Here is a 12,234-nt window from a genome sequence, read left to right on the forward strand (position 1 = left end):
CGCCTGAAGGGGGCTCCGCAAGAAGCCGAGGCTCCGCGAAAAAACGAGGCGCTCGCCGGCCCCTTGGAGTGTACCGGCGAGCGCCTCTCTCTTTTCACTTCGAATTACTTCGACTCACCCTCGGCCTGGACGTCGAGCGCCCCACCCACGGTGCTCACATCGACGTCGTGCTCGCCGTTGCCGTACTTCTGCTCGGTGGAGCCCAGGTTCACGCTCCGGCCGTTGAAGGAGCCGCCCACCGAGGAGAACTCCACGTTGGCGCCCGCGCCCTTGGGCAGCTTCAGCTTCACGTTGCCGGACACGGTGCTCACCTCGGTGTCCGCGAGCGCCTCGGGCGCCAGCTCCACGTTGCCGCTCACCGCGGACACCTCGAGCTCGCCCCGCGAGCCCTTCACCGTCACGTCACCGCTCACCACCGACAGCTCCTGCGCCCCCGCCACGCCGGTCACCTTCACCGGCGCATTCACCGAGCTCGCCTCCAGCGACGAGTCGCGCGGCACCTTCACCACGAAGTGCGTCTCCGGCGGGTTGTTGCAGTTGGACATCTTCTTCTCGCACGAGCCGCAGCACATCCGCACCGTCACCTCGTCCCCGTCCTGCTCCACCTGGATGGGGTAGCGCGCGCGCTCGGCCTCGCCGCCCTTCTGCGTCGCCTCCACCGACACCGTCTTCCCATTCACGGCCTCCACCTGGATGGAGCCGTTGATGTTGGAGACGCTCACCTTCGGTGTGCCATCCGTCTCGAACTGCCAGGACTGGGGGGCGGGAGTGGCGGCGAGGATCAGCAGCAGGGCGAGATTCACGGTGGAGGCCTCGTGGGCGGAAAGTTGTCCCCCTCCCCTACGGGTCTCCGGAAAAACGATTTCAGCTCCCGGTCCGCCAGCACGGAGGCCCCTTCAAAAAGGAACGGGGAGGAGCCGCCCCCCATGGCAGCTCCTCCCCAAGTGCTTTCCCGGCTGTCCCAGCCCCGCCCCACCCCGACCGACCCGCCCGTCCTGCCCCACCCCGACCGCCCGACCCGCCCCTACCGCCCCGACCGCCCCGCCCACCCTGCCCCGCTGACTTCTCGTGCGGGAGTTAGAGCATCTCGCGTGCCAGCAGCCCCCTCGGGGGTCGTGCTCGTCATTTCAAGGGTTTGACCCGCACGGGTGCGCAGCACCGGCCTGGGAGGAGGTAAAACTTACGAGGCCTCCGATGCCGGGACGTAGGGCAACTTCAATGGGGGGTCTCGTGCTTGCCGGCGAGCTCCCGCGGCAGCGTGGCCAGGCGCCGCCGCCCCACCCCCATCTGATGGTGCGAGCTTCCGCCGCGTTGACGCACGGAGCGTCCTTCACCTGGGGCGATAAGCAGGGGGTCGCCAGCTCGGCCCTCAAGCTGAAATGAGCATCGTCCGCCTCCCCGCCGTGGATACCTGCCCCCTGGATCGGCTTCGTCGTTTATCCTGGGTCCCGCATGTCCCACTCGCTCGATTCCCAGAGGCTGTTCGACTCCGCCCCCGCCCCGCTCATGGTGCTGGATCGAGAGCTGAAATACGTCGCGGCAAACCAGGCCTACTTGAATGCCACGTCGCTGCGGCGTGAGGAGATCATCGGACGCAACGTCTTCGAGGTGCTCCCCCAGGACACGAGCCCTTCGGAACAGGACAGCCAGCAAAGGCTCCGGGAGTCGCTCGAGCGGGTGCTGACCCGCCGCCTGCCGGACCTGCTCACGATGACCGTCCAGCCGATCTCCCGCGCCACCGAGACAGGTCCGGTGCTCGAGAAGCGCTTCTGGACCTACTCCCACCAGCCCCTGCTGGATGCCTCGGGCAACGTGGCCTTCATCCTCCAGCACGCCTTGGACGTCACCGACCTGCGCGCCGCCAACAGCGTGAAGCAAGCGCCAGGGGAGCGGCTGGAAGGTGTCTCCTCGGAGCAGCTCGCGTCCCTGATCGGCCAGGCGTGGACCGTTCAGGAGAACAACCAGCAGTTGGACCACGAGCGGCGCTACCTCCGCCAGTTGATCGAGCTGATCCCCGGGGCCGTGGGGGTCCTGCGTGGTCCCGACTACGTCTTCGAGATGGTCAACTCGAACTACCTGCCGCACCTCGGCTATCGCAATGTCATCGGCATGCCCCTGCTCAAGGCGCGTCCCGAGCTCGAGGGCAACGCGCGCGTCTTCGAGATGCTCGGGCGGGTGTTGCACAAGGGCGAGACGATCGCCATGCGGGGCTTCAAGGTCTCCATCCGCAAGACGCCGGAGGGGCCGCTCGAGGAGATCGTCGCGGACTTCGAGTACCGGCCCGTCCGCCTGCCAGGCGGCCCCATCCTGGCCGTGCTCATCTATGGCGAGGACGTCACCGAGAAGGCGCGCGCCGAGGCGCAGGTGCGCCACTACCAGGAGCACCTGGAGGAACTGGTGCGCGAGCGCACCCGCGCTCTCGAGGAGAGCGAGGCCGAGCGGAGCAAGACCGAGGCGCAGCTGCGTCAGTCCCAGAAGATGGAAGCCGTGGGCAAGCTCACGGGCGGCGTGGCGCATGACTTCAACAACCTGCTCCAGGTCATCGCCGGCAACCTCCAGCTCCTGCAGCGCGACGTGGTGGGCAATGAGCGCGCCCTGAGCCGCCTCCAGACCGCCACCCGCGCCGTGGAGCGTGGCGCCAAGCTCGCCTCCCAGCTGCTCTCCTTCGCGCGCCGCCAGCCGCTCCAGCCGCTCGTCGTCAACGTGAGCAAGGTGGTGCGCGGCATGGATGATCTGCTGCGCCGCACGCTGGGAGAGGAGGTGGAGCTGGTGACCTCCACCGCCAAGGAGCTGTGGAACACGGCCCTGGATCCCAACCAGTTCGAGAACGTCATCATCAACCTGGCCGTCAACGCCCGTGACGCCATGAACGGCAGCGGCAAGCTGACGATCGAGGTCGGCAATGCCGTGCTCGATGCGCACTACTGCCGGCTGCACCCCGAGGTCCTCCCCGGCCAGTATGTGCTGCTGGCGGTCTCGGACACCGGCAGCGGCATGACCCCCGAGGTGATGGAGCGGGCCTTCGAGCCGTTCTTCACCACCAAGCCCGAGGGCCGCGGCACGGGATTGGGCCTGAGCATGGTGTACGGCTTCGTCAAGCAGAGTGGCGGTCACCTCAAGCTCTACAGCGAGCTGGGGCATGGAACGACGATCAAGCTCTACCTGCCCCGCGCGGTGGAGGCCGAGTCGGTGGACGCCAAGGTCGACGCCGGCCCCATCGAGGGGGGCACGGAGACCATCCTGGTGGTGGAGGACGACGCCGAGGTGCGTACCACGGTGGTGGAGATGGTGAGCGAGCTGGGCTACCGCGTGCTCAAGGCCGTGGACGCGCAGAGCGCGCTGGTGATTCTGCAGAGTGGCGTCCCCATCGATCTGTTGTTCACGGACGTGGTGATGCCCGGTCCGGTGCGCAGCCCCGAGCTGGCCAAACAGGCCAAGGAGCTCAACCCGGACATCGAGGTGCTCTTCACCTCGGGCTACACGGAGAACGCCATCGTTCATGGCGGACGGCTGGACGCGGGGGTGCAGCTGCTGAGCAAGCCCTACAGCCGGGAAGAGCTGGCCCGCAAGCTGCGGCAGTTGCTCAACGGCCGCCAGCAGCGGCTGGCGGTCCGCGCGCCTCCCCGTGCGAAGCCGGCGCCCACCCCCACCGTGCGCCCGCCCGCGCCCGCCGCGTCCCGCCGGTTGCGCGTGCTGCTGGTGGAGGATGACGAGGACGTGCGCTCGTCGGCGTGCGAGTTGATGGATCTGCTGGGGCACGAGGTGCTGTCGGTCACCAGCGCCGAGGAGGCCCGGGGGGCGATGGCCGCCAGCGGCTTCGATGTGTTGTTCACCGACGTGACGCTGCCGGGGGCGTCGGGAGTGGATCTGGCGCGAGAGGTGGCGGAGCGGCAGACGGGAATGAAGGTCATCCTCGCCTCGGGCCATGGGAACGTGGCGCTCCCCCGGGGAGAGACGCCCCTGGAGGGCGTGGTCGTGCTGCCCAAGCCCTACACGCTCCCGCAGATCCAGGAGGCGCTGGAGCAGGCGGTGGCCCTGCCCTGAGCCGCCGCTTCAGCTCCGGCGGTGCCTCAGGTGCACCCACACCCCTCCCTTCACCTGGAGGCTGGTGCCGATGTGCACCTGGGCTTCCCGTCCCGGGACGGCGGACACCTCGTAGCGCTGAGCGAGGCGGGCCAGGATGAGCTGTCCCTCCATCAACGAGAACTCCCGGCCGATGCACAGCCGCTGGCCGGCACCGAAGGGCGTCCACGCATGCTTGTGGCGCCCCTCGGAGCGCTCCGGCGTGAAGCGGTCCGGATCGAAGCGTCGCGGCTCCTCCCAGATGGCCGGGTGGTGGTGGATGAGGTGCACGAAGAGCAGCACCATCCTCCCCGCCGGAATCCGGTAGCCATCGAGCTCGTCCTCCTCCGCCGACGCGCGGGGAACCCAATACGCGGGCGAGTACAGCCGGAGCGACTCCTGCAACACGCGGCGGGTGTAAGGGAGCCGGCGCAGCTCGGCGAAGCCGGGCACCTGCGCGCCCAGCACCTCGTCCACCTCCGTGCGCACCCGCTGGAAGGCCTCCGGATGCCGCGTCAGGAGCTGGAGCGCCCAGGCCAGGCCCACCGAGGTGGTGTCATACCCGGCGGCGAAGAGCGACACCACCTCGTCCCGCAGCTGCGCGGCCGTCATCTGCTCGCCTGACTCCGCATCCACCGCGTGCAACAGCAGGGAGAGCAGGGACTCGTCCCCGGCGCTCCGCCGCCCCCGCTCGATGATGCGCGAGACGACCGCGTCGATGAACCGGATGGCCTCCCGGTAGCGGGCACGGCCGGGGACGGGCACCCAGCCGGGCAGCCCCTGGCCCATCATTCCCCACAGCATGTAATCGATGACGTAGGCCAGCTCATGGCCCACCCGCTCCTCATCGGCCGCGTCCAACCCACTGCCGAACATGGCGCGGACCATCACGTTCATGGTCATCCGCATCAAGCCCTCGGCCATGTCGAAGGGCGCCCCCGTCCTGGCCGCCTGCTCCCAGCCCGCCAGGCTCTCGTCGATGACCTCCCCCATCTTCACGGTCAGCGCGGCCAGGCGCTGCTGGTGGAAGGCGGGCTGGATCATCCGGCGCTGCCGCTTCCAGAACTCCCCTTCACTCACCGGCAGCCCGTTGCCCAGGAAGGTCCGGATCGACTCCCAGACGGGCCCCCCCTTGCAGTACCTGGGCGCCTCGTCCACCAGGACGTGCTGAACATGGCGGGGGTGGCACAGGATGATGGCGTCCGTGAAGCCCAGATTCAGGGTGAAGATGTCGCCAAGCCGCCGTTGGGCCGCCTCCAGGAAGTCGAAGCGCTCCAGGAGCAGTGCGGGCAGTGCACCCACGAGAGGAACGCCCGACGCCTTCGGTGGACAGGCCAGCGGTGACTGCTTCAGTGCGGCGGAATCGTGACGGCTCATGGAGGGGGGCCCGCTGGCAGGAGGAGGTTGGGATGAGAGGGGTTCAACCTCCATCCAGGGACCAAAACTCCTAGCGGGATTCACGGAGGAGGCCTCGTGGGGAAGAAGGTTGTCCTCCTCCCCCACGGGCCGCCGGGAAATCGACTTCAGCTGCCTCGCGTGACCCTCCGGTACAACACGTCATGCCGGCGCACCAGCCGCTCCAGGGACAGCTCGCGCTCCACGAAGGCGCGCGCCTCGGCCCCCATGCGCCGGCCCAGCTCCCGGTCCGCCAGCAGCGTGCCGAAGGCCTCGCTCATGGCCTGGGGCCTCAGGGGCGGCACCACCAGGCCCCGCTCCCCGTCCGCCACCAGCTCCGGGTTGCCACCCACCCGCGTCACCACCATGGGCAGCCCCGCCGCCATGCCTTCCATCACCGCGTTGGACATGCCCTCCGCGGTGGAGCACAACACCCCGAAGTCCGCCCGGGCATACACCGCCGGCACGTCCGCCCGGTGCCCCAGGAAGTGCACCGTGTCCGTCAGCCCCAGCGAGCCCGCCAGCCGCTCCAGCTCCGGCCTCCGCGGGCCATCCCCCACCAGGTAGGCGTGCAGCACCTGCCCCTTGAGGCGCACCATCGCCAGCGCCCGCAGCAAGTCCTCCTGCCGCTTCACCGGGTGGTTCATGTTCGCCACGTGCACCACCACCGGCGCGCCCCGCGTGTCCGGCAGCGGCGCCTTCAGCCCCTCGCGCATCCGCGCGTCGAAGCGCGCCACGTCCAGGCCGTTGGGGATGACGGACACCCGCTCCGCCGGCAGCCCCTCCTCCTCCACCAGCATGCGGCGGATGGCCTCGGCGTTGCCCACCACGTGGTCCGCCATCCGCGTGAGGCTGCGCAGCAGCGCCCGCCGCGCCTTCCCGTGCCAGTGCGCCAGGTCCAACCGCCCGACGATCACCTTCGTCCCCGCCAGCTTCGCCGCGGGCACCACCAGCATCGTCGAGTAGAAGTCGTGCGCGTGCACCAGCTCCACCCGCTGGCTGCGGAACCACCGCGCCAGCCGCAGCACCTGCAGCGCCGAGTTGGGCCGCGCCAGCGAGCCATTCAGCGGGAACACCTCCGGCGCGAAGCCGAGCCGCAGCACCGAGTCCATCAGCGGCCCCTGGTCCTGCAGCACCGCCAGCTGCACGCGGTAGCTGGGCGGCAGGCCCCTCAGCAACTCCACCACTTGAACTTCCGTCCCTCCGATATGGAACGACTTGGTGAACTGCACCAGGCGCAGGGGTTCCTCCGCCATCCGTACTTCTTCACGCCGCATGGTTGGAGCCCTCCCAGCTCGCGACCAGCCGACCCTTGACCTCTGGAACCTTCGACGACTCCTCCGCCTCCTGGGCCCGGGCGATGCGCTGGGCGCAGGCCGCCAGGCCGAACAGCACGTACAGGTGCGCGGAGAGGATGTACCCGGCGAACAGCTGACAGATGAGGTAGCCCGCCATGGAGGCCGCCAGCCCTCGGGCCAGCCACCCCACCCGCGGGTTGCGCGAGGCCTCGAAGGCAGCGCCCGTCGCGCCCCCGGCGAACAGCAGGAAGAGGCCCAGGCCCAACCAGCCCAGCTCCCCGATGACGTCCAGGAAGACGTTGTGCGCCACGTAGGCGCGCGTGGCCTGGGGCGGCGCGTACAGGTGCCAGGCGTAGCGGAAGGCCCCCACCCCCACGCCCAGCAGCGGCTTGTCCAGGCTGATGCGCGACGTCACCTGCCAGGCGTACACGCGGCCCATGGCCGAGGCGTCCTCATGGAAGGTGGCCACCGTCTGGTTGCGCTCCCAGTAGCTCTTGGGCGCGAACGCCACCAGGCCCAGCGCGAGCACCACGCCCAGCAGCACCGAGCGCAGCTTCCGCTGCTCACGCATCGCCCACAGGCCCATGGCCAGCGACAGGCCGATGAAGCCACCGCGCGAGTAGGTGAAGACGATGGCCACCACCGCCAGGGCCGCCGCCACCGCGCACGCCGTGCGCCACAGCCAGCCGCTCTCCTTGCGCGCCAGGAAGGCCACCGCCAGCGGCACCACCAGCGCCAGGTTCATCGCCGAGCGGTTGGGGTCCGCGTACACCTCCACCCAGTGCGCCCGGTAACCCTCCACCAGCGTGGCCGGAGTGCCGGTGAAGTACGTGTTGATGACGCCGTGCGAGGTCACCATCGAGGCCACCACCACGGCCCCGCACATCACCGCCAGCCGCCGGGGCGTGGTGACCACGTTCACCAGCGTCAGGTAGATGGCCGTCAGCTTCAACAGCTCGATGGCCGTGAAGCGCGTCACCTCTGGGTTCACCGACCACGTCATCGAGGCCAGCGCCAGCGCCGCGAAGCACAGCAGCGCCACGCCTCGCAGGCCATCGAAGAAGAGCGGCTCCGCGCGCCCCACCCGCCGCAGCGCCATCAGTCCCGCCGCCAGTCCCGATGTCAGCAGCGCCAGCCGCAACGGCGCCAACGCGGGTATCCACGCCTGCGGCACCATGTACATCAGCGCCGCGAAGGCGGTCAGCGCATAGAAGGACACCACGTCCCGGCGTTCCGCCTTGTCGCCCAACCCCATCCCGTCCTCCTCCTGCCCAGCCCGAAAGCACTTCCGTTCGTCAGAACGGAAACACAGAGGCCATCGTCACAGCTCGATGGACGCTCTATCCGCTAGCAGGCGATGTGCCAGCGGCCCTCGGGGGCAAAGGCCCGTGGATCCAAGCCCTTAGCGATCAGGGGGGCCGGTCCCCACGGGAGGTAGGACTGAAAGGATTACGGCTCTCCGCCTTCGATGGGCAGGAGAACGGAGGCGATGGGATTCAACTTGCCCTCCTGGAGGAACGACGGCGCAAGCTCCTCCAGCAGGCGGGCGAGCGTCGCATTCACCAACCGGCGCAGCTCGGGCCGGGCGGACTCGGGCACCGCAGGCTCCAGCACCGCCACCGCGCGCGCGGCCACGTCCGGGCGCAGGTGCGGGGCCTCCGGGGTGCCCTCGAAGAGCAGCGCCCCCAGCTCGTCCCGGCGCGCCGAGGGCACCGGCCTCGGCCCCACCTTTCCCTCCAGCAGGGCCAGGGCCACGGCGGCGGCGAAGAAGCGCTCCACGCCCAGGATGCGCGGCTCCACGCCGAAGAGGGCCAGCACCTCGCGTGCCCGCTTCTCCGTGCCCCCGAGCAGCGAGCCCAGCAGCGCCACCTGGGCCTCCGCCCGTGCCAGCACCTCCTCGCTGGACGCCAGCTCACGCCTCGAGCGGAACGGCACCGGCTCCGCCCCGGGCACCTTCAACGTGCGGCGCGGACGCTTGCGGCGCAGCGCCTCGACGGCGGTGGCCTCCTCCGCGAAGAGCAGCGGCGCGCCCTCCACCTGCGCCAGCGGCTGCTTCATCAGCCGGTCCGCGCGGAACTTGAGCGCCAGCGTCAGGGAGAAGCCCACCTGGAAGACCCGCCGCGTCTCCGTGTCGCGCACCACCTGCGCGGCGCGCGCGGGGTCTCCTCCCGTCAGGTGCTCCAACCCCAGCAGCAGGTAGTCGCGCACCATCTCGCCCACGCGCCGGATGGCGTCCAGGTCCCCGGGGTCCTCCACCTCCGCCACCAGCGTGGCGTTGGCCAGGTAGCGCAGCTCGCCCTCCAGGTTCTCCCGCTCCACGTCATCCAGCGCGCGGAAGGCCGCCTCCAGGTAGTCCGGCTGCGCCCTCGTGGCCACCAGCGCCGCGACGGCCGCCGGAGCCGGCGCCGGGCCCGTGTCCACCCGGCTGAAGAGCCGGGCCGCCTCCTCCAGCGCCGGGAAGCCCAGGTCCTGCAGCCGCCCCGAGCGGAAGCGGTAGGCCGACTCCTCCAGCTCGCCCGGCACCTCCCAGCGCGTGGCCTCCAGGAAGCGCACCGACTCGAAGGGGTTGTCCGCGATGAGGTCGGTGAGGATGGAGCGCATGGCCGCCAGCTCCGGGCCCTCCACGCCCTTGAACTCCACCAGGTAGCGCCCCTCGGGCGTCTCCAGCGTCACGCCCTCCACGTGCACGTCCGGGTTCTCCTCCAGGTCGTGGATGAGGGTGAACTCGCGCACCAGCAGCTCGAACACCTCGATGTCCACCTTGCGCAGCTTGCGCAGGAAGTCCTCGGCCTCGTCCCCGCGCGCGGCGCGCAGCCAGGTGAGCACCTGGTGCAGGTCCACCGCGTCCTTCTTCCACCCGCCCAGGTCCACGAAGGCACGGAACTGCTCGGGCGAGGCGAGCTGCACGAGCTCGGTGGCGTCCGCCAGCCCCACCTCCATGATGGTGAAGTAGAGGTCCTCCGCGGGCAGCGAGCGCACCAGGGCCCGCGCGTCGCGCGACTCGATGAGGGCATCCAGCCGCTTCTTCGCGGGCAGCGACGCGAGCTGCCGCCGCAAGGTGCTCAGCGCCTGCTGGATGTCACTGCCGTTGCCGCTGCTTTCGTTTCCGTTGGACACGGCGCGTGCCTACCACAACGGGGGCACGGCGGGGGCAGCTCACGCCGTCAGGGTGTTCAGCAACGCGTCCCACACCTCGTCGAAGCCCAGCTTCTCCGTGGCCGAGAAGGGCAGCACGGCCTCGCGGGGCAGGGACAGCTCGTCGGCGAGCGCCTGCAGACGCGGCTTGCGGCGCGCCTTGGGCATCCGGTCGATCTTCGTGGCCACGACCATGATCTGCCGGTTGGACTCCTGCAGGTAGTTGAGCGTCTGGAAGTCGTCCGGGGTGGGCCCCACCTCGGAGTCGATGATGCTCACCACGATCTTCAGATCCCTCCGCTTCTCCAGGTAGGCGGTGATCATCTTCTGCCACTCGGCGCGCTCGGTCTTGCTCACCTTGGCGAAGCCGTAGCCGGGCAGGTCCGCGAAGCGCACCGTGTGGCGCTTGGTGCCGCGCTCCACGTCCACGTCGAAGAAGTTGAGCGCGCGGGTGCGGCCGGGGGTGTTGGAGACGCGCACCAGCTTCTTGCGGCCGGCCAGCGCGTTGATCATGGACGACTTGCCCACGTTGGAGCGGCCCACGAAGGCCACCTCGGGAGCGGGGCTGGTGGGGTAGCCCTTGGGCTCCACCGCGGTGGTGACGAAACGGGCTTCGAGAATCTTGATCACGCTATTTCTTCTTCGCGGGCTCGGGCGAGGGGCTCTCGGCCCGGGCCGACTTGCCGGTGCGCGCGGCCGACCAGTGATCGATGGCCTTGAGCGACTCGACGAAATTGAACGGCTTGAGCGACGGGGAGGACGCGTCGTGGCAGTTGCGGCAGGCCTTCTCCGAGGGGTCCACCAGCCCCACCAGCCGGGCCAGCTCGGCGTCCTTCATCACGTAGCTGGGGGAGTAGTACTGGCCGCCGCCATGGCACGTCTCGCAGGTGACGTGGGAGACGCCCTGGGAGGACTGCTCCGGCGAGTGGCAGGAGAGGCACCGCGCGTCCTGACGCTGGGCCTCGGAGAGCGAGTCCCCGGCACGGGCGTGCTTGGACTGCATCCAGGCGTCATAGGCCGCAGGGTGGCAGCCCTTGCAGCTCTCCGGGCCGAGGAAGTCGGCGGCCATGGCGGCGCCAGAAAGGGAGAGAGCGAGGGCGAGGGCGAAGGACAGGAGCCAGGAGCCGCGAGCGCGCATCGGTCCGGTCACTAGCAGACGACCCCCCAGGGGGCAAGGCAGAGGTGAGAAACCTGGCGCTCTTGTGACCTCCCGGACGAAGCGGGGAGAGCTTGAGGGGGCGAGGGGGGATCCGTTACACCTGAGGGGATGAGAACCATTGCCATCGTCGCCGTGCTCCTCGCCGCCGTGCCCGCGGTGGCCAAACCGTGGCAGGGAGTCGAACCCGGGCAGACCAAGCGCGAGCAGATCATCCAGAAGTTCGGAGAGCCCTCGCGCGTCGTCACCGCCGAGGGCAAGGAGGTCATCGCCTACCTGGGCGAGCGGGCCATCAAGGGCACCAAGCAGGTGCAGTTCAAGGTGGATCCGGGCACGCAGCTCGTCGAGCGCATCGACGTCTTCCCCGGCCCCGTCATCGACAAGGAGTCGGTGGAGAGCACCTATGGCAATGCCTGCCCGTCCGGCAAGGCGGCGGCCAGTGGCCCCTGCTACCAGAAGAAGCTCACCGACGACTTCCGCACCTACATGCTCTACGCGAAGCTGGGGCTGGCCGTGTTCCTCAACGAGGACGGCAAGACGGTGCACTCGTTCATCTTCACGCCCCAGCCGGCCGGGAAGTAGGTCCCGCGCGTGAACATCTATGGACTGACCGGGGGCATCGCCTCGGGCAAGAGCACCGTGAGCCGCATGTTGCGCGAGCTGGGCGCCGAGGTGCTGGACGCGGACGTCATCGCCCGCGAGGTGGTGGAGCCGGGCACCCCCGGGCTCCAGGCCGTGGCCGAGCGCTTCCCCGGCGTCCTGGACGCCCACGGCCGCCTGGACCGGGCGAAGCTGGGCGCGCGCGTCTTCGGGGATGCGAAGGAGCGGGCCGCCCTCAACGCCATCCTCCACCCGCTCATCGGCCAGCAGTTCCTCCTGCGCACCCAGGAGCTCGCCGAGCGGGGCCTGGAGCGGGTCATCTACGATGCCCCCCTCCTCATCGAGAACCGGCTGCACGAGGCGATGAACGGGGTGGTGCTGGTGTGGGTGCCCCGCGAGCTGCAGAAGGCCCGGCTGATGGGGCGGGACGGGCTGGACGAGGCGGCGGCGGAGGCCCGGCTGGCCGCCCAGCTTCCACTCGAGGAGAAGCGCCGGCATGCGACCTGGCTGGTGGACAACTCGGGAGATCTGGGGACAACCCGCGCCCGGGTGGAAGAGGTGTGGCGCGCCATAGTCGCGCGCGGCTGA

10 protein-coding genes are annotated in these 12,234 nt (G+C 69.8%); 3 read left to right on the forward strand and 7 right to left on the reverse strand.

Annotated elements, in window-relative coordinates:
- Positions 1-104 precede the first annotated feature (104 nt).
- Positions 105-803 (reverse strand): DUF4097 family beta strand repeat-containing protein, encoded by a 699-nt coding sequence (locus NR798_RS29930; RefSeq protein ID WP_375765922.1) that lies wholly within the window; start codon positions 801-803, stop codon positions 105-107.
- Between the two features lie 649 nt (positions 804-1,452).
- On the opposite strand from NR798_RS29930, the gene NR798_RS29935 reads away from it, so the two are divergent.
- The gene (locus tag NR798_RS29935; RefSeq protein WP_375765923.1) at positions 1,453-4,044 is read left to right on the forward strand and encodes a response regulator; all 2,592 of its coding nucleotides are present in this window, start codon (positions 1,453-1,455) and stop codon (positions 4,042-4,044) included.
- 9 nt (positions 4,045-4,053) lie between these two features.
- Here the strand turns inward: NR798_RS29935 and NR798_RS29940 are convergent, their stop codons facing one another.
- The 6 genes from NR798_RS29940 to NR798_RS29965 form a co-directional block, all read right to left on the reverse strand.
- Positions 4,054-5,439, reverse strand: coding sequence for a cytochrome P450 (locus tag NR798_RS29940; protein WP_375765924.1), 1,386 nt, complete (start codon positions 5,437-5,439; stop codon positions 4,054-4,056).
- Between the two features lie 146 nt (positions 5,440-5,585).
- Positions 5,586-6,734: a glycosyltransferase gene (locus tag NR798_RS29945; protein ID WP_375765925.1), complete on the reverse strand. Its 1,149-nt coding sequence runs from the start codon at positions 6,732-6,734 to the stop codon at positions 5,586-5,588.
- Positions 6,724-8,010, reverse strand: a complete 1,287-nt coding sequence (locus NR798_RS29950; protein ID WP_375765926.1) for an O-antigen ligase family protein — start codon at positions 8,008-8,010, stop codon at positions 6,724-6,726. The genes NR798_RS29945 and NR798_RS29950 overlap by 11 nt, the downstream gene beginning before the upstream one ends.
- 194 nt (positions 8,011-8,204) lie before the next feature.
- Entirely contained in the window at positions 8,205-9,872 is a 1,668-nt protein-coding gene (locus NR798_RS29955; RefSeq protein ID WP_375765927.1) for a DUF6178 family protein, read from the reverse strand.
- 39 nt (positions 9,873-9,911) lie between these two features.
- Positions 9,912-10,520: a ribosome biogenesis GTP-binding protein YihA/YsxC gene (gene yihA, locus NR798_RS29960; protein WP_375765928.1), complete on the reverse strand. Its 609-nt coding sequence runs from the start codon at positions 10,518-10,520 to the stop codon at positions 9,912-9,914.
- Position 10,521: 1 nt separating this feature from the next.
- On the reverse strand, positions 10,522-11,028 hold the full coding sequence (locus tag NR798_RS29965) for a multiheme c-type cytochrome (protein ID WP_375765929.1): 507 nt from the start codon (positions 11,026-11,028) through the stop codon (positions 10,522-10,524).
- Between the two features lie 129 nt (positions 11,029-11,157).
- On the opposite strand from NR798_RS29965, the gene NR798_RS29970 reads away from it, so the two are divergent.
- A complete protein-coding gene (locus NR798_RS29970) occupies positions 11,158-11,628 on the forward strand; it encodes a hypothetical protein (RefSeq protein ID WP_375765930.1) in 471 nt (156 codons plus the stop codon).
- 9 nt (positions 11,629-11,637) lie between these two features.
- The gene (gene coaE / locus NR798_RS29975) at positions 11,638-12,234 is read left to right on the forward strand and encodes a dephospho-CoA kinase (protein WP_375765931.1); all 597 of its coding nucleotides are present in this window, start codon (positions 11,638-11,640) and stop codon (positions 12,232-12,234) included.

Origin of the sequence: Archangium gephyra, assembly GCF_042230915.1 — a bacterium.
GTDB lineage: Bacteria > Myxococcota > Myxococcia > Myxococcales > Myxococcaceae > Archangium > Archangium gephyra_B.